The organism is Nonomuraea sp. NPDC049637 (genome assembly GCF_040675235.1).
Taxonomy (GTDB): Bacteria; Actinomycetota; Actinomycetes; order Streptosporangiales; family Streptosporangiaceae; genus Nonomuraea.
This window is the reverse complement of record NZ_JBFAOM010000015.1, coordinates 157283-178795: the sequence shown is the minus strand read 5'-3', so window position 1 is coordinate 178795 and position 21513 is coordinate 157283. Positions and strand designations below refer to the sequence as shown.

18 protein-coding genes are annotated in these 21513 nt (G+C 73.0%); 12 read left to right on the top strand and 6 right to left on the bottom strand.

The window, feature by feature from the left end; all coding sequences use genetic code 11:
- Nucleotides 1–47 precede the first annotated feature (47 nt).
- On the top strand, nucleotides 48–794 hold the full coding sequence (locus tag AB0J71_RS22410) for a peroxide stress protein YaaA (RefSeq protein ID WP_364415798.1): 747 nt from the start codon (nucleotides 48–50) through the stop codon (nucleotides 792–794).
- A 65-nt stretch (nucleotides 795–859) separates the two neighbouring features.
- On the opposite strand, the gene AB0J71_RS22405 is transcribed toward AB0J71_RS22410, so the two are convergent.
- From AB0J71_RS22405 to AB0J71_RS22395, 3 genes are all read right to left on the bottom strand, one after another.
- The gene (locus AB0J71_RS22405; protein ID WP_352329757.1) at nucleotides 860–2524 is read right to left on the bottom strand and encodes an RNA polymerase sigma factor; all 1665 of its coding nucleotides are present in this window, start codon (nucleotides 2522–2524) and stop codon (nucleotides 860–862) included.
- A 242-nt stretch (nucleotides 2525–2766) separates the two neighbouring features.
- Nucleotides 2767–4857: a SpoIIE family protein phosphatase gene (locus AB0J71_RS22400; RefSeq protein ID WP_352329755.1), complete on the bottom strand. Its 2091-nt coding sequence runs from the start codon at nucleotides 4855–4857 to the stop codon at nucleotides 2767–2769.
- A gap of 206 nt (nucleotides 4858–5063) precedes the next feature.
- Complete coding sequence (locus AB0J71_RS22395; protein WP_352329753.1) at nucleotides 5064–5633, bottom strand: HhH-GPD-type base excision DNA repair protein; 570 nt, start codon at nucleotides 5631–5633, stop codon at nucleotides 5064–5066.
- 141 nt (nucleotides 5634–5774) lie between these two features.
- On the opposite strand from AB0J71_RS22395, the gene AB0J71_RS22390 reads away from it, so the two are divergent.
- From AB0J71_RS22390 to AB0J71_RS22365, 6 genes are all read left to right on the top strand, one after another.
- Nucleotides 5775–5999 carry a hypothetical protein gene (locus AB0J71_RS22390; protein WP_125639785.1) on the top strand — a complete coding sequence of 75 codons (225 nt, stop codon included), beginning with the start codon at nucleotides 5775–5777 and terminating at the stop codon, nucleotides 5997–5999.
- Between the two features lie 141 nt (nucleotides 6000–6140).
- The gene (locus AB0J71_RS22385) at nucleotides 6141–7631 is read left to right on the top strand and encodes a hypothetical protein (RefSeq protein WP_364415810.1); all 1491 of its coding nucleotides are present in this window, start codon (nucleotides 6141–6143) and stop codon (nucleotides 7629–7631) included.
- A 10-nt stretch (nucleotides 7632–7641) separates the two neighbouring features.
- On the top strand, nucleotides 7642–8412 hold the full coding sequence (locus AB0J71_RS22380; RefSeq protein ID WP_352326840.1) for a thioesterase family protein: 771 nt from the start codon (nucleotides 7642–7644) through the stop codon (nucleotides 8410–8412).
- A 20-nt stretch (nucleotides 8413–8432) separates the two neighbouring features.
- A complete protein-coding gene (locus tag AB0J71_RS22375) occupies nucleotides 8433–9188 on the top strand; it encodes a 5-oxoprolinase subunit PxpA (RefSeq protein WP_352326841.1) in 756 nt (251 codons plus the stop codon).
- Complete coding sequence (locus AB0J71_RS22370) at nucleotides 9185–9799, top strand: allophanate hydrolase subunit 1 (protein ID WP_364415796.1); 615 nt, start codon at nucleotides 9185–9187, stop codon at nucleotides 9797–9799. The genes AB0J71_RS22375 and AB0J71_RS22370 overlap by 4 nt, the downstream gene beginning before the upstream one ends.
- On the top strand, nucleotides 9796–10629 hold the full coding sequence (locus AB0J71_RS22365; RefSeq protein WP_364415794.1) for a biotin-dependent carboxyltransferase family protein: 834 nt from the start codon (nucleotides 9796–9798) through the stop codon (nucleotides 10627–10629). Before AB0J71_RS22370 ends, AB0J71_RS22365 begins: the two co-directional genes overlap by 4 nt.
- Here AB0J71_RS22365 and AB0J71_RS22360 read toward each other — a convergent pair.
- A complete protein-coding gene (locus tag AB0J71_RS22360; protein ID WP_352326844.1) occupies nucleotides 10607–11422 on the bottom strand; it encodes a PhzF family phenazine biosynthesis protein in 816 nt (271 codons plus the stop codon). The two genes, AB0J71_RS22365 and AB0J71_RS22360, sit on opposite strands and share 23 nt — an antisense overlap.
- 59 nt (nucleotides 11423–11481) lie before the next feature.
- Between AB0J71_RS22360 and sthA the strand changes: the two genes are divergently transcribed.
- Nucleotides 11482–12885 carry a Si-specific NAD(P)(+) transhydrogenase gene (gene sthA, locus AB0J71_RS22355; protein ID WP_352326845.1) on the top strand — a complete coding sequence of 468 codons (1404 nt, stop codon included), beginning with the start codon at nucleotides 11482–11484 and terminating at the stop codon, nucleotides 12883–12885.
- A gap of 38 nt (nucleotides 12886–12923) precedes the next feature.
- A complete protein-coding gene (locus tag AB0J71_RS22350; RefSeq protein ID WP_364415792.1) occupies nucleotides 12924–13862 on the top strand; it encodes a DMT family transporter in 939 nt (312 codons plus the stop codon).
- On the opposite strand, the gene AB0J71_RS22345 is transcribed toward AB0J71_RS22350, so the two are convergent.
- Together AB0J71_RS22345 and AB0J71_RS22340 are read right to left on the bottom strand one after the other, a co-directional pair.
- The gene (locus AB0J71_RS22345) at nucleotides 13848–14588 is read right to left on the bottom strand and encodes a DoxX family membrane protein (RefSeq protein ID WP_364415790.1); all 741 of its coding nucleotides are present in this window, start codon (nucleotides 14586–14588) and stop codon (nucleotides 13848–13850) included. The genes AB0J71_RS22350 and AB0J71_RS22345 overlap by 15 nt on opposite strands.
- A gap of 35 nt (nucleotides 14589–14623) precedes the next feature.
- The gene (locus AB0J71_RS22340; protein WP_352326848.1) at nucleotides 14624–16153 is read right to left on the bottom strand and encodes an MFS transporter; all 1530 of its coding nucleotides are present in this window, start codon (nucleotides 16151–16153) and stop codon (nucleotides 14624–14626) included.
- A gap of 255 nt (nucleotides 16154–16408) precedes the next feature.
- On the opposite strand from AB0J71_RS22340, the gene AB0J71_RS22335 reads away from it, so the two are divergent.
- From AB0J71_RS22335 to AB0J71_RS22325, 3 genes are all read left to right on the top strand, one after another.
- Nucleotides 16409–18139, top strand: a complete 1731-nt coding sequence (locus AB0J71_RS22335) for a hypothetical protein (protein ID WP_352326849.1) — start codon at nucleotides 16409–16411, stop codon at nucleotides 18137–18139.
- Between the two features lie 15 nt (nucleotides 18140–18154).
- A complete protein-coding gene (locus AB0J71_RS22330) occupies nucleotides 18155–19051 on the top strand; it encodes a haloalkane dehalogenase (protein ID WP_364415788.1) in 897 nt (298 codons plus the stop codon).
- 64 nt (nucleotides 19052–19115) lie between these two features.
- Nucleotides 19116–21464, top strand: coding sequence for an AAA family ATPase (locus AB0J71_RS22325; protein ID WP_364393247.1), 2349 nt, complete (start codon nucleotides 19116–19118; stop codon nucleotides 21462–21464).
- Nucleotides 21465–21513: the final 49 nt, after the last annotated feature.

Here is a 21513-nt window from a genome sequence, read left to right as displayed (position 1 = left end):
CCGACCAGCGCGAACGCCCTCTGACCGGCCCGTTAGGGTGTGGGGTTGTGCTGATTCTGCTGCCGCCGTCCGAAGGAAAGGCCGCCGAGGGGAGCGGTCCGCCGCTCGGCGAGCTGTCCTTCCCCAAGCTCGACCGTGCCCGCAAGCGGGTCGTGACCGCGCTCATCCGGGCCTCCAAGCGCCGCGACGCCGCGCAGGTGCTCGGGCTGACGCCCGGTCTGGCGGGCGAGGCGGTCAAGAACACGGTGGTGAGGACCGCCCCCACCCTTCCCGCCGCCGACCTCTACACCGGTGTCCTGTACGACAACCTCGGCCTGAACACCCTGGACGACGCCGCCAGGGCCAGGGCGGAGCAGTCCGTGCTGATCTTCTCCGGCCTGTGGGGCGTGTTGCGCGTCTCCGACCGGGTGCCCCCGTACCGCCTGTCGATGGGCGTCAGCCTGCCGCCGCTGGGCGGCCTGGCCGCCTACTGGCGCACGCACCTGGCCAAGGAGCTGGACCGGATTCCGGGGCTGGTGGTGGACCTGCGCTCGGCCACGTACGCGGGGGCGTGGCAGCCCGGCGACCGGTCGGTGTCGGTACGCGTCTTCCGCGACGGCAAGGTCGTCAGCCACATGGCCAAGGCCACCCGGGGCGAGATCGCCCGCGTCCTGCTCCAGCAGGAGGAGGCCCCCGGCACGCCGGGCGAGCTGGCCAAGATCCTCGGCAACCTGGGCTGGACGGTCGACCTCGCCGAGCCCGCGCGGACGAACCGCCCCTGGCTCCTCGACGTGCACGTCACCGACCCGGCCTGAGGCCCCCGAAAACGGCGATCGCCCCGCCCGGAGGGTTCCGGACGGGGCGATCGACGAGGTGGCTCCTAGTCCAGGTAGTCGCGCAGAACCTGGGACCGGGACGGGTGACGCAGCTTGGACATGGTCTTCGACTCGATCTGGCGGATGCGCTCACGGGTGACCCCGTAAACCTTGCCGATCTCGTCGAGCGTCTTCGGCTGCCCGTCGGTGAGGCCGAACCGCATCGACACGACGCCCGCCTCGCGCTCCGACAACGTGTCGAGAACGGAGTGCAGCTGCTCCTGCAGCAGCGTGAAGCTGACGGCGTCGGCCGGCACGATGGCCTCGGAGTCCTCGATGAGGTCACCGAACTCGCTGTCGCCCTCCTCACCCAGCGGGGTGTGGAGGGAGATGGGCTCGCGGCCGTACTTCTGGACCTCGACGACCTTCTCGGGCGTCATGTCCAGCTCGCGGGCCAGCTCTTCCGGCGTGGGCTCGCGGCCGAGATCCTGCAGCATCTGCCGCTGGACGCGGGCCAGCTTGTTGATCACTTCGACCATGTGGACCGGGATGCGGATGGTCCGCGCCTGGTCGGCCATGGCACGCGTGATCGCCTGCCGGATCCACCACGTGGCGTAGGTGGAGAACTTGTAGCCCTTGGTGTAGTCGAACTTCTCCACGGCCCTGATCAGGCCGAGGTTGCCCTCCTGGATCAGGTCGAGGAACAGCATGCCGCGCCCGGTGTAGCGCTTGGCCAGCGAGACCACGAGCCGGAGGTTGGCCTCCAGCAGGTGGTTCTTGGCCCGGCGGCCGTCTTCGGCGATCCATTCGAGCTCGGCCCGGACGTCGACCGGCAGGCTCTCGGTCTCGCCGCCGCCGAGCTGCTCCTCGGCGAACAGACCCGCCTCGATGCGCTTGGCCAGCTCGACCTCCTGCTCGGCGTTGAGCAGGGGGACCTTGCCGATCTGCTTGAGGTAGTCCTTCACCGGGTCGGCGGTGGCGCCGGCGGCGGCCACCTGGGCGACCGGGGCGTCGTCGTCGTCGTCGGACAGGATGAGGACCTCGTCCTCGGTCTTGTCCGCGGTGGCGGCGACGACGTCGGCGGCCTTGGGCTCGTCGTCGGAGTCGTCGTCGGAGTCGGAGTCACCCTCGGAGTCGGCGTCGTCCTCGGCCACGATGTCGTCGACCTCGATGTCCTCGAGGTCCTCCAGCTCCACGTCGCCGTCGAGCTCGAGATCGTCGTCGTCGTCCGCGTCGGTCGCCTTGAGGCCCTCGGGCGCCTTCGGCTTGGTCTCGGCAGGCCCAGCGCTGACTTCTGGCTTGGCCTTCTTGGCGGCGGCCGGAGCCGCCTTCTTCGGAGCGGGAGCGGCCTTCTTGGCCGGAGCCGGCTTCTTGGCGGCCGGCTCGGCCTCAGCGGCGCCCACGACCGCGGTCACGGTCTCGGGCTGCTGCTCTTTGGCGGCCGCTGCCGTCTTGGTCTTGACGGGGGCAGCGGTGCGGCGCTTTGCTGGACCACGAGACTTCTTCGGCGCAGCCGAATCCGCGGCGGTCACCACCACGGTCACGCCCTCTTTGCTGAGGTTCCGCAAGAACGCGGCGGCGTGCGACATGGGGATGTCCGCCTCCTCGAAGGCCTGACGGACATCCTCAGACTCGAGGAAACCCTGCGAGCGCCCACGCTCGAGCAGTCGCTGAATGACGGGCTCGTTCAGCTCTTGTGGCTTCGAGCGAGTCGAACTTGCAGGCGACACGAACACCTCTCGAACGAACGCGTGGCGACAATGGACCCAGATGCCCGCTGGGGGCTGTTGCCTCTCTCGGAGATCGGTGAGGCCGTGCGAAGCGCGACGGACCTGACACAGCATTGTGGCACGACCCCGCACTCCATACGGCCACCTCCCGGCGGTTGTCCTCCACCCTAGGCCGACCAAGACAGTAGTGCGTACGTAAGCGGGGCACTGATACCCGAAAGCAACCGTTATGACTGTTTCATTCAGTCACTCTTCGTGGCCGGTGGGACGTGAATTGCGAGCGCGGTAACGTCATCATCCTGTTCATATCCAGACAACATCCGGTCAACCAGGAAGTCCAGCAACATGTGCGGACTGCTGACCACCTCAGGCGGCGCTTCGGTCACAACACTGCAAATCTCTGCGAGACCGGCGTCAAGCCCTCGCTTCCTGTTCTCCACGAGACCGTCTGAGTAGAGCACCGCGGTGTGTCCCGGCGGCACCACGAACCGGAACTGGCGGCGGCTGGTCGGCCAGCCGAGCGGCGTGCCGGGCTCGGCGTCGCACAGGATCGCCGTGCCCTGGGGCGAGACGAGGACGGGCGGCGGGTGGCCGGCCATGGCCAGCGTGCCCTCGCCGGTGACCGGCTCGACGACCATGTAGGCCAGCGTGGTGACCTGCTCCTCCTCTTCCGTGGCCTCGAAGACCCGGTCGAGGCCCGTGAGCACGGCCGCGGGCGGCGGGTTGGTGAGCGCGAGCGCCCGCATCGCGTTGCGGATGCGGCCCATGCCCGCCGCGGCCTTGACGCCCTTGCCCATGACGTCGCCGACGACCGCCGCGACACGCCCGTCCTGCAGGACGAACGCGTCGTACCAGTCGCCGCCGACCTGGACGTGGCGGCTGCCCGAACGGAAGCGCTGGGCCAGCACCAGGCCCTTGACCACGGGCAGGCGGTCGGGCAGCAGGCTGCGCTGCAGCGTCTCGGCCGTGCGGTGCTCGCGCTCGAAGAGCGTGGCCCGCTCGACGGCCAGGGCGCACTGCCCGGCCAGCGCCTCCAGGAAGACGCCGTCCTCCTGGGAGATCTTCTGCGGGCGCGTGAACGAGAAGCGCAGCGCGCCGAGCGCCCGGCCGGCGGCCAGCAGCGGCAGGCCGACCCAGGCGCGCTCGTCGCCCTGGCTGATGAACCCGGCGAGGGCCTCCTCGTCGTCGCCGGCCTCCAGCAGCTGGGCCTTCAGCGACTCGGGCGACTCGGCGAAGACCGGACGGCGGCTGTTGACGGCCATCGTCATCACGTTGGAGTGGGACAGCGGGATCTCGTCGCCCGAGCCCTGGACCTCGGGGATGCCCTCGCCGTTGACCAGCTTGAGCGCGGCGCGGTCGGTGTCGAGCAGCGCCACGGCCGAGCGGTCGGCGGCCAGGGCGGTGCGGCCGACGTCGATGATGACCTGGACGACCTGCTCGACCGTCAGGGCCTCGGCGAGCTGGGCGGTCGCGCCCTGGAGCCGGGCGGTGCGCAGGGCGGCGGCGCCGAGCTGGTCGGTCAGCCTCCCGCGCATCTCCTCGGCCTCGCGCTGCGGGGTGACGTCGGTGTTGGCGCCGACCCACTCCACGACCCTGCCGTGCCTGATGATCGGCACCGCACGCACCTCGAAGTGGCGGTAGCCGCTGGCCCGGGTGCGGACCCGGTAGTTCCACTCGAACATCGTGCGGCCGCGCAGCGCCTCGCGCCAGGCCTCCTCGGTCTGCTGGCGCTCCTCGGGGTGGACGACCTCCAGCCAGCCGTTGGCGAGGTACTCCTCCAGCCCCTGGCCGGTGATGGCGCGCCACTGGGGAGCGTCCTCGACGACGGCGCCCGTGGGCGAGGTGATCCAGACGAGCTGGGACTGCGCCTCGACCAGCGAGCGGTAACGCTCCTCGCTGCGGCGCAGCGCCTCCTCGGTCTGCCGGCTCTCGGTCACGTCGAGGCCCACCAGCGCGATGGCGCGCAGCTCGCCGGCCTCGTCGTGGACCGGCGAGAACGACAGCGACCAGTGGCGGGTGTCGCCCTCGGCGGACCGCACGCGCACGCGGCCCTCGGTGACCGGCGCGTCGCTCTCGATGACGGCCTGCACCGCGTGGGTGATGATCTGGCTCAGGTCGGCCGCCAGCACCTCGACCGGCAGGCGGCCCACCAGGCGCTCGGCGGGCACGCTGACGACGTCGCTGAACACGTCGTTGACCCGCTGGACGCGGCCATCGCCGTCGAAGAACGCGAAGGCGAACTCGGCCTCCGACAGCATGCCCTTGAACAGGGCGGAGTCTGAGATGTCCACATCCGACTCCCGGGGACGGGGAACGGAGGTCTCGGCGCTCATGGTCGGCACCTCCGTCGCGTGCCAGGGTCTCCCACGCGGCACATCTCCATAACTGTGTATCGGCGTAGCGCAGCTCCGGGCGACCGGATTCTGCAGTACATCATCGGCGATGGGCATGCGCCGACGGAAGCCCCCGCCGCCGCCCGGTCGCCATAAGGGTCAACGCATCCTGTCAAAGTCGCTCCACATTGCGCAGCAAGATCAGGTTACTCGCCCTTGGCCGCGCGCTTGGCCTCCTGCTTGGCGGCGCGCACCCGGCCCAGGCTGTCGGTGTCGACCACGTCGGCGACCGAACGGTATGACCCCTCCTCGCCGTAGAGTCCGGCTGCCTCACGCCAGCCTGACGGCTGGACCCCCAGCTGCTTGCCCAGCAATGCCAAAAAGATCTGGGCCTTCTGCTTGCCGTATCCCGGAAGGGCCTGCAGTCGTTTCAACAAGTCTTTCCCGTCGGCCGCGTCGCTCCAGATGAGCTCGGGCCGCCCGTCGTAGTGTTCGACGAGGTAGGCGGCGAGCTGCTGGACGCGGGCGGCCATCGACTTGGGATAGCGGTGCACGGCCGGCTTCTGCGCCAGGAGCGCGGCGAACGCCTCGGGGTCGCAGGCGGCGATCTCCTCGGCGGTCAGGTCGTGCCCCAGCCGCTCCGAGATGGTGTACGGCCCCGTGAACGCCCATTCCATGGGAATCTGCTGGTCGAGCAGCATGCCGACGAGCAGGGCGAGCGGGCTGCGGCCGAGGAGCTCGTCTGCCTCGTCCCGCTGGGCGAGCTGGATGCGCATGGAAACAGCTTTGCACGAGAAGCGAACACAGGCGCCTCAGAGCCTTGACACAAGGCCGAGAAAAGATGAAATGGGAGCGCAAGTCACCCTGCATACGTTCCTGGGGGTTTGCTCCCGGGTCTCCAGAGGAATCTCACATCTATGCTCGCTCTGGCCACACGCTTCCTCAGGGAGCCGGTCAGTCTCCGGCTGGCCGAAGAGTTCCTGACCGTACCCGTGGACACGATCGACCGGTGCGTGGCCGACGTGTGCGCGTGCGCCGAGCATCTCGGCGTCCCGCCCACACCGGAGGTCGTGGAGCGCATCGCGCGCGAGCACCTGCTCGCCATCGTGAACTCCGCCCCGCCGCCCCGAAGTCCCCGCTGATCGCGGCTCCACCGATAACATCGGGGTCACCAGGCCGAGTTCTCTTCACCGTTTGCGCCTGGAATACGAGAGAGTGAGGGCGTGCGCCGACACCGACGAGATCCCCGGGAGAGCAGCCCGCCCGACGACGTGTTCCAGGAGATGGTGCAGGCGGCCCGCGAGCTGCTCGCGGTGCGCAGCCCTCTCGACGCGGAGCTGATGGTCTCAGACATGATCGGGGCCTGGTGGGGCAGGCGGGTCAGGGGCGGTGACGTGGAGCAGGTCCTCGGGGAGGGCCTGGTCGACTACGCGGCCAAGGCCGGCACCCCGGCCTCCCTGACGCTGCTGGTGTGCCTGGCCTACCTGGGCACCGCCCGCCAGGGCGCCAAGGCCGAGGGCGCGGCGCTGGCGATGATGGAGTCGGGCGTGGCCAGGCCGGGCTGGGCCGACAAGGTCGGCGCGGTCAAGCCCACCGGCTGCTACGTCTCCCGCGACGCCTACGGCGACCAGGACACGGTGATCTGCACGTTCGCCTATCGCTGGAACGAGGCATCGGCGCCGAGCGACCGGCACGCGCTGGTGGTGGTCGTCGACCACAACATGAACGGCATGGCCCGCGACGCGTGGGTGTCCTCGCACGTCGACAAGCTGCTGGAGCAGGCCAGGGCCGAGGCGGCGGGCAACCCGATGCTGCTGTTCGAGGAGATCCAGCCCGAGCAGGCCAGGGCGCTGCTGGAGTCGGCCATGAAGGCCACCAGGGAGCCCAAGACGCCGCCGCCGGTGAGCGAGAGCTACAGCGCCTACCACGCCTTCGCCCGCGCCCGGCTCAAGGCGCTGCCGCCGGGCCGCAAACGTCCGGCGCCGCTGCACATCGAGGCGCCCTACAGCCGCGAGCGGCGGGCCATGCTGGCCGCCGAGTTCCTGGCCTCCGACGCGGCCGAGCACCTGTCCGACCCGTCGGCGGCCTCGCGCTGCGCCGACCACATCATCGACTACGGCTGCGAGCGCGACTTCAACCGGCCGCTGCGGGTCAGCCCGACCAAGTGCGAGACGTTCCTGCTCGACTGGCTGCCGCGCAAGGTGATGCTCAGCGTGGCCGAGCAGGAGGCGATGCCGCACGTGCTGTCGGCGTGGGTGCGCTTCGCCGCGCGCCGCACCGGCCTGCCCGAGCAGGGGCTCAAGGCCACGCTCGACGCGGTGTGGGAGGCCACGGGCAAGTTCCCCGAGGCCTACCGCGACCCCACGTCGTTCGGGCTGGACCGGCCGCTGCTGGAGCGGCTGCTGCCCGACGGCGACCTGTCGGCGCTGGCCCGGCGGGTGTTCGCGTTCCCCTACCTGCAGGGCGTGCACAACGGCATCGACCTCGACCGGCTCAACCCGGCCGACGAGGCCGACCGGCGCACGTTACTGGAGATCGACCACGGCGGCGTGATCGACCAGGAGCACCTGGCCTGGCACGAGGAGATCGCGACCCGGCTGTGGGACGGCGATCCGCCCCAGCTGTGGGAGGCCGCCCAGCGCCTGCTCGACCTCGGCCACGACCGCCACGACGTGCTCCACGTGCTGATCGAGATCGCCGAGCGCATCGGCGGCGACCCCGACGAGCTGGCCGCCGCGCTCGACGACATCGCCGACATCCCCGACGAGATCTAGAGTCCGTCCCATGTCGATGTACCGCCGGCTGGCCATGGGCCGCTACCTCGCCTCCGAGCACACCCAGGGGCCGTGGGACCCGGGCTCCCAGCACATGGGCCCGGTGACCGCCCTGATGGTCCACGAGCTCGACCGCACCGCGCCGCTGCCCGGCCTGGCGCTGTCCAGGCTGGCGGTCGACGTGTTCGCCCCGGTGCCCGTGGCCGAGCTGGAGGTCGTCACCGACGTCGTGCGCGACGGCAAGCGGGTGCAGTGCCTGTCGGCGGCCGTGTTGTCCGGCGGGCGCGAGTACGCCAGGGCCACCGCGTGGCGCATCCGCGAGGCCGACACGCCCGCCACGCCCGTCGCCGGGCCGCCCGCGCCCGTGCCGCCGCCCTCGCCCGAGCACGCGGCGTCCTACCTGGTGTCGGGTTTCGGCTACGGCAGGGCGTTCGACTGGCGGTTCGCCCGCGGCGGCCCGATGCTGACCGGCCCGGCCACGGTGTGGGGCAGGCTGACCGTGCCGCTGGTGGAGGGCGAGGAGATCACCCCGCTCGAACGGCTGGCCGCGTTCGCCGACAGCGGCAACGGCGTCAGCCCGGCCCTCGACTTCGCCACCCACGTGTTCGTCAACGTCGACCTGACGATCTCGCTGTTCCGCACGCCGGTGGGCGAGTGGACCTGCATGGACGCGGCCACCGCGATCGGCCCCTCCGGCCGCGGCCTGACCCGCACCACCCTGTACGACGAGCGCGGCGAAGTCGGCACGGCGACTCAGACGTTGTTCGTCGCGCCGAGGTAGCGCTGCGTCATGATGGTGGGATGGTGATCGACCTCAACGCCGACCTCGGTGAGGGTTTCGGCATCTGGCGGCTCGGCGACGACCTCGCGCTGCTCGACATCGTCACCAGCGCCAACGTGGCCTGCGGCTTCCACGCCGGCGACCCCGTGACGATCAGGCGCACGTGCGCCGCGGCCGTCGACCGCGGCGTGTCGATCGGCGCCCAGGTGTCCTACCGCGACCTGGCCCACTTCGGCCGCCGGGAGATGGAGGTCGAGCCCGAGGAGTTGTGCGCCGAGGTGCTCTACCAGCTCGCGGCCGTCGACGGCGTCGCCAGGGCGATGGGCGGCCGGGTCTCCTACGTCAAACCGCACGGCGCCCTGTACAACCGGGTCTGCCGCGACGAGGTGCAGGCGGCGGCGGTGATCGACGCCGTGGCCGACTACGACCCGTCGCTGCCGGTGCTGACGCTGCCGGTCTCGGCGGTGCACGGGGTGGCCGCGGCGGCGGGCGTCCCGACGGTGAGCGAGGCGTTCGCCGACCGGGCGTACACGGCGGCGGGGGCGCTGGTGCCGCGGCGCGAGGCGGGCGCGGTGATCCACGACGCCGCGGCGGTGACCGAACGGGCCCGCCGGATGGCCCTGGAGGGCTCTGTGACGGCCGTCGACGGCAGTACGGTGTCCGTCTCCGCCCGGTCGCTGTGCGTCCACGGAGACACCCCTGACGCCGTCGGGCTGGCCCGTGCCGTGCGCAACGACCTGCTGGCGGCCGGAGTGGTCCTGCAGGCGTTCGCGTGATCCGTCCGGTGGGAGAGCACGCGCTGCTCGTCGAGACCGGGTCACTGGCGGCCTCCCATCGGCTCGACGCGGCCCTGCGGGCCGAGCGGCCCGACGGGGTCGTGGAGGTCGTGCCGGGGCCGGAGACCGTGCTCGTGGTGGCGCCGGGCGCCGATCCGGGGCGGTTGCGGGCCAGGCTGGCGGCCTTGGCCGGATCGGCGGGCCGGGCGGGCGAGCCGGTCCCCGACGCCGGGCCGTCGGTGACGATTCCCGTCGTCTATGACGGGGCCGATCTCGATTCCGTGGCGGCGCTGGCCGGGATCCCGGCCGAGGAGGTGGTCGCCCGGCACACCGGGCGCGAGCTGGTGGTCGGGTGGCTGGGGTTCGCGCCGGGGTTCGCCTACCTGACCGGGCTCGACCCGGTGCTGGAGGTGCCCCGGCTGGACACGCCGCGCACGTCGGTGCCGGCCGGCTCGGTGGCGGTCGCGGGGCCGTACTCGGCGGTCTACCCGACCGCCTCGCCCGGCGGGTGGCGGCTGCTGGGGCGCACGGCGACGCGGGTGTGGGACGTGACGGCCGAGCCGCCGTCGTTGTTCCGGCCGGGGATGCGCGTGCGGTTCGAGCGCGCATGATCGAGGTGATCGCGCCCGGCCCCTACGCGACCGTCCAGGATCTCGGGCGGCCCGGTCTGGCCCATCTGGGCGTCCCGCGCTCGGGGGCGGCCGACGCGCCGAGCCTGCGGCTGGCCAACCGGCTGGTGGGCAACCGCGAGGACGCGGCGGGCATCGAGGTGACGTTCGGGCTGGCGCGGCTGCGGTTCCACGAGGGCGCATGGGCGGCGCTGACCGGCGCGCCGGCGCAGGCGCGGATGGGCGCGCCGTTCTGGGTGCCGCCGGGCGGCGAGCTGCGGCTGGGGCCGCCGCAGTGGGGGCTGCGCACGTACGTGGCGGTGCGCGGCGGCATCGCGGTCGAGCCGGTGCTGGGCAGCCGGTCCACCGACTCGCTGTCGGGGCTCGGCCCCGAGCCGTTGCGGGCCGGGACGCTGCTGCCGGTGGGCGGGTCCGCCGCCGGGGAGATCTCGGTGGACCTGGCGCCGCCGCCGGGGCCCGCGCCCGCCGTGCTGCGGGTGCTCGCCGGGCCGCGGGACGACTGGTTCGTCCCGGGGGCGCTGGAGACGCTGTGCGGGGGGCCGTACGAGGTGAGCCAGGACAGCAACCGCGTCGGGGTGCGGCTGCGCGGGCCCGAGCTGAGGCGGGCCAGGAAGGGCGAGCTGCCGAGCGAGGGCATGGTCACCGGCGCGGTCCAGGTGCCGCCGAGCGGGCAGCCGATCGTGTTCCTCGCCGACCACCCGCCCACGGGCGGCTACCCGGTGATCGCGGTGGTGCGGCAGGCCGACCTGCCGGTCGCGGCGCAGCTGCGGCCCGGCGACCAGGTGCGCTTCACAACGCGACCTGGCCGCTGACGCAGGTGACGACCGACCCGCCGACCCACACGTCCCGCTCGTCGGCGGTGATCCGCACACGCCCGGCCCGGCCCAGCACGGTCCCCTGCCCCGCCGTGTACGGCGCCTTCACCCGCCCCGTGCGCAGCAGGAACTGCGCCAGGGACGCGTGCAGGCTGCCGGTCACCGGATCCTCGACGTCGGGGGCGAACACGCGTACCTCGTACTCGTACGGCGAGCCCTCCGGGCAGGGCCCCGCCACGCCGACCATGTGCTCGATCGCGCCCGGCCGCAGCTCCAGCACCTCCTCAGCGGCCGCGAGCAGGACGACCACCCAGCCGGGCCCGTTGTCGGCCCATTCGACGGCCAGCATGCGCTCGCGGCCGATGCGCAGGGTCTCGGCCAGCCGCTCGGCCAGCTCCTCCTCGACCGGCCCCGACCGCAGCAGCTCGGGGGCGGCGAAGGCGAGCCCGTCCGCGGTCCTGCGCACCCGGATCAGCCCGGCCTCGCACTCCTGGACGATCTCCGCCGCGTCGCGCGGCCGGCCGCCGCCCTCCAGCCAGGCGTGGCAGGTGCCGAGCGTGGGATGCCCGGCGAAGGGCAGCTCGCCGCCCCCGGTGAAGATCCGCACCCGGTAGTCGGCCCCGGGCACGGTCGGGGGCAGCACGAACGTCGTCTCGGACAGGTTCGTCCAGGCGGCGAAGCGCCGCATCTCCTCGGTGTCCAGCCCTCGGCCGTCGAGCACGACCGCGAGCGGGTTGCCGCGATAGGGGACGGAGGTGAACACGTCGACCTGACGGAATGCACGTTGCATACGCGCAGTCTGGCCGACGGGTCTTCCGCCGGTAACCCCGCGCGCTCACACTGGGCGATGTGGCGGACTACGACGTGCTGGTGCTCGGCTCCGGTCCCGGCGGGCAGAAGGCCGCCATCGCGGCGGCGAAGCTGGGCCGGCGCGTCGCCGTCGTCGAGAAACGGAACATGATCGGCGGCGTCTGCATCAACACCGGCACGATCCCGTCCAAGACGCTGCGCGAGGCGGTCCTCTACCTCACCGGCCTCAACCAGCGCGAGCTGTACGGCGCCAGCTACCGCGTCAAGGACGAGATCACGGTCGCCGACCTCGGGATGCGCACCCAGCACGTGATCGGCCGCGAGATCCAGGTGATCCGCAGCCAGCTCGGCCGCAACCACGTCACGGTCCTGCCCGGCACCGGACGTTTCCTCGACCCGCACACCATCGGGATCAGCGGCGAGGAGGAGCGCAAGGTCACCGCCGACCGGATCGTGATCGCCACCGGCACCTCCCCCGCCCGCCCGGACAGCGTGCAGTTCGACGAGCGCACGGTCATCGACTCCGACGCGATCCTGCACCTGGACCGGGTGCCCGAGACCATGGTCGTGGTCGGCGCCGGGGTCATCGGCATCGAGTACGCCTCCATGTTCGCCGCCCTCGGCACCAAGGTGACCGTGGTCGAACGGCGCGAGCGCATGCTGGAGTTCTGCGACCTGGAGATCGTCGAGGCGCTCAAGTACCACCTGCGCGACCTGGCGGTGACCTTCCGCTTCGGCGAGCACGTCGCCGCCGTCGAACGCCGCCCGCGCGGCGCGCTGACCCTGCTGGAGAGCGGCAAGCGCATCCCCGCCGACTGCGTCATGTACTCGGCAGGACGCCAGGGCAAGACGGCCGAGCTGAACCTGGAGGCCGCCGGGCTGACCGCCGACGACCGCGGCCGGATCCGGGTGGACGAGCACTACGCCACGGCCGTGCCGCACATCTACGCGGTCGGCGACGTGATCGGCTTCCCGGCGCTGGCCGCCACCTCGATGGAGCAGGGCCGGGTGGCCGCCCAGCACGCGTGCGGCGAACCCGTGGCGGAGCTGCGGGAGCTGCCGCCCATCGGCATCTACACGATCCCCGAGATCAGCTTCGTCGGGAAGTCGGAGGACGAGCTGACCCGCGACCGGATCCCGTTCGAGGTGGGCATCTCGCGCTACCGGGAGCTGGCCAGGGGGCAGATCATCGGCGACTCGTACGGGATGCTCAAGCTGCTGGTCTCCTCGGAGGACCGGCGGCTGCTGGGCGTGCACGTGTTCGGCACGGGGGCCACCGAGCTGGTGCACATCGGCCAGACCGTGATGGGCTGCGGCGGGACCGTCGACTACCTGGTCAACGCGGTGTTCAACTATCCGACGCTGGCGGAGTCGTACAAGGTGGCGGCGCTGGACGCGATGAACAAGATGCGGGTGGTGGCCCGGCTCACCGCCGACATGTGACTTCTCCCAATTGTCGGTTCTGACCGCTACGCTCCTCGATGGTTCATCTACGGGAGGCGTACGTGCGCAGCGAGGCCGCGGGGAGGTGGCTGCCCGCGTTCCTGCTGCTGGCCGCCATCTGGGGCAACAGTTTCTTCTTCATCAAGATCGCCGTGGGGGCGCTGCACCCGCTGCAGGTGTCGTTCGGCCGCATGGCCGTCGGCGCGCTCACCCTGCTGGTCGCGCTCGCGGTGACCAGGCGGCCGCTCCCCCGCGACCCGCGGCTGTGGGGGCACTTCCAGATCGCCTCCGTCGTGCTCACCACGCTGCCCTTCACCCTGTTCGCCTACGGCGAGCAGTACGTCTCCTCCGTCGTCGCCGCCATCTGGAACGCCACCACGCCGCTGTGCACCCTGGCCTTCACGCTGGTGCTGCGGGCCGAGCGGGCGACCGCCGCGCGGGCGGCCGGGCTCGGGCTCGGGTTCGCCGGCGTCATGGTGGTGCTCGGGGTGTGGCAGCCCATGGCCGGCGGACAGCTCGGCGGCAGCCTGGCCTGCTTCGGGGCGGCGCTCTGCTACGGGGTCGGCGGCGCGTACATGGGCCGCTTCATCACCGGGCGGCGGTCCGAGCCGCCGGTGGTGCTGGCCGCCGGTCAGCTCCTGACCGGGGCGGTCCAGCTCGCGGTGATCACGCTGGTGGCGGGCGTGCCGCTGGTGGACACCGCGGCGCCGGCCGAGGTCTGGTGGAGCCTGCTGGGCCTCGGCGGCCTCGGCACGGGCGTGGCCTACCTGCTGCTGTACCGGGTCCAGGCCCTGGCGGGCGTGACGACGACCTCGACGGTGACGTACCTGCTGCCGGTGTTCGCGGTGGCCTCCGGCGTGCTGCTGCTCGACGAGACGATCACCTGGAACCAGCCGGTGGGCGCGCTGGTCATCCTGCTGGCCATCGCGCTCACCCAGGGCGCGCTGCGGGTGCCCGCCCGCTCAGCCCTCCGCTGAGGGACGGCGTCCGCGGGGCGCGGGCTTCTTGCGGCCCGCCACCAGCGTGTCGCCGGGCACGGGGGCCGGGGCGGGCTCCTCGGTCGCCGGCGGGGCGGCGGGCCGGGTGCGGGGCCGGGGGTGCGGCATGGTGTCCGTCATGGGCGAGGGCGCGTCCTCGGACTGCTGACCGGTCTCCTCCGGGACGGCGTCCTCGGCGGGCTTCGACCGGCGGGCGGGCGGGACGGCGTCCTCGGCCGGTCTCGACTGGCGGGCGGGCGCGTCGGCGTCGCGCAGCGAGGCGATGACCCGGTCGGCCTCGGCATCGGCGGCGAACTCGTTGGCCGCCTCCGTCTCCCGCCTGCGGATCACCACCATGTGGTCGACCGACAGCCGCCCGGCGCCCACGACGGCGAGCAGGATGGCGGCCGCTCCGAGCAGGATCAGCTCGTTCATGCTGATGGGGTTGAGCGGCGGGGCCACCAGGAAGACGCCGAGCGCCTCGGCGAACAGGATCAGCCCGGTGACGGCGACGCCCAGCCCGGCGATCAGCAGCGCCCCGCCGATCAGCTCGGTGAGCATGGTGACCGTGGCCCACGCGCCGGGCGCGGGCGCGCCCTGCTGGAGGAACTTCGCGCCGGTGGCGGTGAGGCCGTCCTCCAGCTTGGTCCAGCCGTTGGCGAAGAAGATGCCGCCCACGCCGACGCGGGCGACTAAGGCGGCGACATCACGCAGGGCCTGTTTCACGGTATTTGTCTGCCCGGTGCGGGACACGGCACACCTCAATCACGGCTGAGCAGCATGGCCACCGCGACGGCGGTGAGGCTGAGCAGGACGACGCTGACGACCACGGTCGTGTGCAGGGCGTTGACGAAGGCCCAGCGTGCGGCGCCGAGCAGCGCGTCGCCGGTGCTGCCGCCGATCTCGCGGGCGACGTGGGCGGCGCCGGCCAGCGACTGCCTGGCCTGGTCCATGCCGCCCGCCGACACGCCGGGCACGGCGGGCAGGGCGGGCGCGTAGGCGAGCGTGGTGATCGTGCCCAGCACGGCGACGCCGAGGCCCGCGCCCAGCTCGTACGCGGTCTCCTCGATGGCCGCGGCCCCGCCGGCCCGGGACTCGGGGACCGACGACATGATCGTGTCGGAGGCGGCCAGCAGCGCCACCTGCACGCCGAACCCGATGCCCACGAAGCAGACCGCCAGCATCACGGGATGGCCCTCGACGCCCCAGCCCAGCGTGGGCGTCAGGGCCAGCGCGACGAGCCCGAGCCCGCCGCTCATCGTGGCCCGCATGCCGATCCTGGGCAGGATGTGGGCCGCCGCGAGCCCGCCGGTGACGGCCGACAGCACCAGCGGCAACATCCTGACCGCCGCGCGCACCGGGCTGTCGCCCAGCACGAGCTGCAGGTACTGGGCCAGCATGAGCTGGAGCCCGACCAGCGCGAACACGCCCAGCAGCACGCCGGCCACGCCGGTGGTGAACTCGCGCCGCCGGAACAGGGCCAGCTCCAGCAGCGGCGCCGGCAGCCGGGACTGGCGGCGGACGAACGCGACCAGCAGGCCGGCGCCGCCGAGGAAGACCAGCACCGAGGCCCAGAACGGCAGCAGGGTCCCCGCCCCGGCCTCCTTCAGCCCGAAGGCCAGGGCGAGCAGGCCGAGCACCGACAACACGGCGCTCGTCGCGTCCCAAGGACGTTCCCTGCGCAGCGGCGACTCCGGCAGCAGCCGGACGGCCAGGGGCAGCAGCACCAGCAGGATCGGCACGTTGATCAGGAAGACCGCGCCCCACCAGAGGCCGACGAGCACGCCGCCGATCAGCGGGCCCACCGCCGCCCCGGCCGCGGCGACCGCGCTCCAGACGCCGAGCGCGACGGCCCGCTCGCGCCGGTCGGTGAACACCTGGCGGATCAGCGAGAGCGTGGCCGGCATGATCATGGCGCCGCCGACGCCGAGCAGCGCCCTGGCCAGGATCAGGGTCAGCGGCGTGGGCGCGAACGCCGCTCCCGCCGAGGCCACGCCGAACAGCACGAACCCGCCCAGGACCAGCCGCTTGCGGCCGTAGCGGTCGCCGAGCGTGCCGAAGACGATGAGCAGCGGCGCGACGACGAGCGAGTAGCTGTCGATGATCCACAGCAGCTCGACGGAGGACGGTTCGAGCGCGGCCGTGAGCGCGGGCACCGCGATGTGCAGGACGGTGGCGTCGACCGTGATCAGGAGCAGGCTCAGGCAGAGCAGCACGAGGACGGCCCAGCGGTTGTCCCGCCGCGGGCGATCGGCACGCCGTACGAGGGGTGCGGCCTGGGTGACGGTCATGGGCCTCCTTGCAGGCCGATCCGGTCACCAGGGCCTGCACGTGCGCAACGGTCGAAAGCGGGGGAACTCACGGGGGGCGGTCTCGCGCCCTCTCCTGCCGCGGCTCTCCACTCCGGCTTGCGTGGCAGCTTAGGCCATGCCAGGCGCCCGGCATAGCGGTATGGGCCGATCCGCGAGGCCCCCCACCTCTCTAGTGAGATACAGCCATATGTCCGGATCTACCCAACCCCCATCCGTCACCCGATCATGGAAGCCGTGGGGAACGCTGGAAGTGCCGGTAAAGACGATATTTCCGATAAGTCCTCACGCGAGTGGTGCACCGAGGCCCTGACCAGGCTGAACGCGGGCCGTCCCGAATCGGCGCTGGAGGCCGCGCGCCGGGCCGCCGACCTCGACCCCGGCGACGAATGGGCCTGCCGCCTCATCAGCCTGGCCCACGAACGCCAGGGCCGCGACGCCGACGCCCTCCCCCCGGCCGAACGCGCGGTGGACCTCGCGCCCGGCTCCTGGTCCGCCCGCCTGCGCCGGGCCGCGATCTCCCGCCGGATCCCCGGCCGCTGGTCCGCGGCGGCCGCCGACGCCGTGCTGGCCGCGCGCTTCGCCCCCGAGGAGGCCGACCCCGACGTCCTGCTCGGCGACCTGGCGCTGCTGCGCGGCGACCATCGGGAGGCCGGGCGGGCCTACCGCGCCGCGCTCGCCACGGCTCCGGCCCATCCGCAGGCCCGCGTGAACCTGGCGCTGTGCCTGCTGCGCTGGGACCGTCCGCGCCCGCACCACGACCCCGCCTGGCCGGTCGACCCGCGCCAGACGGGACGCGCCAGGCGGGCGCTGGAGGTGTGGGCGCGCCAGGCCCGGCTGCTGCTCGCCGTGGCCACGATCGCCGTCGCGGCGGCAGCGCTCGCCCTCGACTCGGCGGTGTGGGCGCGGTGGTGCGGGTTCGCCGCGCTGGCCGCGCTGGTGCCGTTGACGGTCCGGCAGGCGCGGCGGGTGGGGGTCTGGGCGTACGTGCCGGCCATGGCCGGGCGCGATCCCTGGCTGGGCGCGGCCGTGGCGTCGGCCGCCTTGTCGGTGCCGGCGTTCACGGGGTGGCTGCTGCTGGGCGCGGTGCCGGCGGCGCCGTCCTGGCGGGATCCGGTGTGGGCGGGGCTGGCCGGGATCGTGGTGCTGATGTGGCCGGCGCTGGCGGTCGTCCGGGTGCTGGCAGAGGCGTGGCGGGGGCGGCCGATGCCCGCGCTGGCCGAGCTGGCCCGCGTCACGGGCGAGCGCACGGCGGCCAGGAACGCCGGCGTGACGTTGTGGATCGTGCTCATCAGGACCTGGTCGGTGCTGGTGCCGCTGGTCGGCGGGGCGCTGGCGGTCGAGCCGCGGGCCGCGGTGGCGGCGGTGGCGGTGCCGTTCCCGCTGGTGCGGGCCTGGCTGCGGGCCCGCCGCGGGGGCGACGGATGGCTGCTCGCCGCGGGAGTTCTCGTGGCGCTCGCCGCCCTCGGCTGCGCCGTCGGCGGCGCGCTGGGGTCGGCCTGGGGCTGGCGGGCGGGGGTGGCCGCGCTCGGGGCGGCGATGACGGTGTTCGCGGCCCGCGCCCTGCGCGCGTGGTGGCGCGGCGCGCCGGGGCCCTGGCGGGCCTCGCTCGTCATGTGCGACCTGCCCATGGGCGGCGCGCCCTCGGTGGCCCTGACCCCGGAGGCGCGCCAGGCGTTCTCCTACGCCAGGAGCCTCGTCCTGTCCTACGGCGATCCCGCGGGCCCCCGGGTCGTGGGCGCGGCCGGATCCGTCACCTCCTCCGGCGAGCTGCGGCTGATCGCCGGGCCGGAGGCGTGGGAGGGCGTGGCGGCCGACCCGCGCGTCGCGGTGTTCGCGGCCGACCCGTTGCAGCGGCGGTTCTGGGTGGAGGTGCGCGGCATCGCCCTGGCCGGCCCGGACGTGCTGCGCGTCACCCCCAAACAGGTGCTCGTCGGCGAGTTCCCCGGCAGGCACCAGCGACGGTGAATAGAGTTTTGTTCTATGCGGACCCTGCGCACCCCCGAAGAGCGCTTCGCGAACCTGCCCGACTTCCCCTACGAGCCCCGCCACGCCGACCTGCCGGACGGCCCGCGCATGGCCTACGTCGAGGCCGGCCCCGCGGACGGCGAGCCGGTCGTCCTGCTGCACGGCGAGCCGAGCTGGTCCTTCCTCTACCGCCACGTCATGCGCGAGCTGGCCGCGGCCGGGCTGCGCGCGATCGCCCCCGACCTGATCGGCTTCGGCCGCTCGGACAAACCCGTGGACCCCGCCGACCACACCTACGCCAGACACGTCGAGTGGACCCGCGCGCTGCTGTTCGACGCGCTGGCCCTGGACGGCGTCACCGTCGTCGGCCAGGACTGGGGCGGCCTGATCGGGCTGCGGATCGCCGCCGAGCACCCCGAGCGCGTGGCCAGGATCGTGGCCGCCAACACGGGGTTGCCCTCGGGTGACATTCCCATGCCCGACGTCTGGCACCGCTTCAGGGACACCGTGGCCAGTGCCCCCACGCTGGACATCGCCCGGCTGGTCCAGGCGGGTTGCCGGACGCGGCTCAGCGACGAGGTGCGGGCGGCCTACGACGCGCCGTTCCCGGACGAGTCGTACAAAGCGGGCCCGCGGGCCCTGCCGGGGCTCGTGCCGATCACGCCCGACGACCCCGCCGCGCCCGCCAACCGCGCTGCCTGGCAGATCCTCACCACGCTCGACCGCCCGTTCCTGGTGGCCTTCTCCGACGGCGACCCCATCACCGGCGGCATGGCGCCCATCATGCTCAAGGCCGTCGCGGGCACGGCCGGGCTGTCCCATCCGGTGATCGCCGGCGCCGGCCACTTCCTCCAGGAGGACGCCGGCACCGAACTCGGACGTCGGATCGCCCTTTTCGTGACCTCCACCTAGCGTGTCAGGGCCGCCCAATCGTCGGTCGGGTGCGGTATAACCGGGGGCGGACCGGGGAGGCGTGATGCGTGAGTCCGACAGGGCCCAGGCCGCGGGGCGGGCCGCGGCGCGGGATCTGTTCGAGCAGGTGAGACTGCGTTATTTCCAGATTCCCCCCGCCGTGCGCCGGGTGCTCTACGCCGTGCTGCTCATCGTCGTCATGGGCGTGGGCGCGGCGCTCGGCTGGGATCTGCTGAAGACGTTCCCCCTCGTCCTGCTGGCCCTCGCCTTCGTGGCGCTGACCATGCGCTTCCCGCGGGCCGCGGCGACCGCGCTGGTCGTGGCCGGCTGGGTGGTGCTGGCGCTGCCGCTGTTCTCCTGGCGCTTCCCCCCGGGCTCCATGGCGCTGCACGCGATGGTCGCGCTCGCCCTGCCCGTGGCCGCCGCCGCCCACCTCGTCCGCTGGGTCACGCCGTGGGTCACCACGCTGGCCGCGCTCGTGCCGGCCGGGGTGCTGGCCTTCGGGCTCTCCTTCCTGTCGGCCGCCGTCGCGCTCTGGGGCGCCTGCCTGGCGGCCGTCGTCGTGCTGGTCCACCGGTTCCTCCAGGCGCGCCGGGCCAAGGCCGAGCTGTCCGCCGAGGAGCAGCAGGTGCGCGTGCGCGCCCGCGAGGGCCGGCCCGAGCCGCAGGCCGACAAGGCGGGCGCGCCGCCGCAGATCTCCGTCGAGGAGGCGCTGGCCGAGCTGGAGGGCATGATCGGGCTGGCGCCGGTCAAGGAGCAGGTCCGCTCGATCGCCGCCTCCATCGAGGCCACCCGGCTGCGGGCCGAGGCGGGCTACACCGCCGAACGCCCCACCAGGCACTTCGTCTTCGTCGGCCCGCCGGGCACCGGCAAGACCAGCGTGGCCCGCGCGCTGGCCAAGATCTTCTACGCGTTCGGCCTGCTGGAGACCCCCTACGTGGTCGAGGCGCAGCGGGCCGACCTGGTGGGCGAGTTCCTGGGCGCGACCGCGATCAAGACCAACGAGCTGGTCGACCGGGCGCTCGGCGGCGTGCTGTTCGTCGACGAGGCCTACAGCCTGGTCAACTCCTCCGACGGCCAGCCCGACAGGTTCGGCGCCGAGGCCGTCCAGACCCTGCTCAAACGGGCCGAGGACGACCGCGAGCGCCTGATCATCATCCTGGCCGGCTACGAGCAGGAGATGGCCTCGTTCCTGTCCAGCAACCCGGGCCTGGCCAGCCGTTTCGCCACGCGGGTGCGCTTCCCCAGCTACTCCGCTCCCGAGCTGGCCGAGATCACCGAGGTGCTCCAGCGGCGCAGGGGCGACACGATGGCCCCCGACGCCAGGCGCGCCCTGCTCGGCCTCTACGAAGACGTCCAGCGGCGCGGGCTGGTCGACGAGCTGGGCAACGCCCGCTTCGTGCGCAGCCTGGTCGAGGCCGCCGCGCAGGCCAGAGACGTGCGCGTGGTGGGCGCCGGCGGCACCCCGACCACCCACGACCTGGTGACCACCACCACGCCCGACGTGACCAAGGCGTTCGAGGAGCTGACCGCCCGCTTCCGCGGCTACGTGGCCACGCCCACGCTGGAGGAGGCGCTGGCCGACCTCGACGCGATGGCCGGCCTGGAGCCGGTCAAGCGGCAGGTGCACGCCATCGCCGCCCAGCTCCAGGTGGCCCGCATGCGGCAGGAGCGCGGGCTGCCCACGCCGCCCCAGATGCGGCACTTCGTCTTCGCCGGGCCGCCCGGCACCGGCAAGACCACCGTCGCGCGGGTGCTCGGCCGCGTCTTCGCCGCGCTCGGCCTGCTGGCCAGGCCCGACGTCGTCGAGGCCCACCGGGCCGACCTGGTCGGCCAGCACCTCGGCGCGACCGCGATCAAGACCAACGAGCTGGTCGACCGGGCGCTCGGCGGCGTGCTGTTCATCGACGAGGCCTACAGCCTGGTCAACCCCGGCTACGCGGGCGGCGACGCCTTCGGCTCGGAGGCCGTCCAGACCCTGCTCAAACGGGCCGAGGACGACCGCGACCGGCTGGTCATCGTGCTGGCCGGCTACCCGCGGGAGATGGACTCCTTCCTGGCCACCAACCCGGGCCTGGCCAGCCGGTTCAACCAGCGGGTGGCCTTCCCCAGCTACTCGCCGCGCGAGCTGTCGCAGATCGCGGTGCTGCTGGCCGGCAAGGCCGGCGACCGCTTCGACGAGCAGGCCCTGCGCGACCTCGACGAGGTGTTCGCCTGGGTGTGCGAGGAGCGGCTGATCGACGGCCTGGGCAACGGCCGCTTCGCCCGCTCGTTGTTCGAACGGGCCGCGATGCGCCGCGACGTGCGCCTGGCCGCCCACGCCTCGGGCGGCGGTTCGGCCAGCGCCGCCGACCTCACGACGATCACCAGCGACGACGTGCGTACCGCCGTGGACGAACTTTCCGGACGTTAACCCCTCTTTGGCATTTCCCCGCGCCACGATGCTGCTGGGTGTAGCAGTA

Bases quoted from the DNA above. Each gene is read 5' to 3' on its own strand.
- AB0J71_RS22365 (WP_364415794.1), top strand. From the start codon at position 9,796: ATGATCGAGGTGATCGCGCCCGGCCCCTACGCGACCGTCCAGGATCTC.
- AB0J71_RS22325 (WP_364393247.1), top strand. From the start codon at position 19,116: ATGCGTGAGTCCGACAGGGCCCAGGCCGCGGGGCGGGCCGCGGCGCGG.
- AB0J71_RS22395 (WP_352329753.1), bottom strand. From the start codon at position 5,633: ATGCGCATCCAGCTCGCCCAGCGGGACGAGGCAGACGAGCTCCTCGGC.
- AB0J71_RS22380 (WP_352326840.1), top strand. From the start codon at position 7,642: ATGTCGATGTACCGCCGGCTGGCCATGGGCCGCTACCTCGCCTCCGAG.
- AB0J71_RS22340 (WP_352326848.1), bottom strand. From the start codon at position 16,153: ATGACCGTCACCCAGGCCGCACCCCTCGTACGGCGTGCCGATCGCCCG.
- AB0J71_RS22400 (WP_352329755.1), bottom strand. From the start codon at position 4,857: ATGAGCGCCGAGACCTCCGTTCCCCGTCCCCGGGAGTCGGATGTGGAC.
- AB0J71_RS22375 (WP_352326841.1), top strand. From the start codon at position 8,433: ATGGTGATCGACCTCAACGCCGACCTCGGTGAGGGTTTCGGCATCTGG.
- AB0J71_RS22385 (WP_364415810.1), top strand. From the start codon at position 6,141: ATGGTGCAGGCGGCCCGCGAGCTGCTCGCGGTGCGCAGCCCTCTCGAC.
- AB0J71_RS22330 (WP_364415788.1), top strand. From the start codon at position 18,155: ATGCGGACCCTGCGCACCCCCGAAGAGCGCTTCGCGAACCTGCCCGAC.
- AB0J71_RS22350 (WP_364415792.1), top strand. From the start codon at position 12,924: ATGGTTCATCTACGGGAGGCGTACGTGCGCAGCGAGGCCGCGGGGAGG.
- AB0J71_RS22360 (WP_352326844.1), bottom strand. From the start codon at position 11,422: ATGCAACGTGCATTCCGTCAGGTCGACGTGTTCACCTCCGTCCCCTAT.
- AB0J71_RS22390 (WP_125639785.1), top strand. From the start codon at position 5,775: ATGCTCGCTCTGGCCACACGCTTCCTCAGGGAGCCGGTCAGTCTCCGG.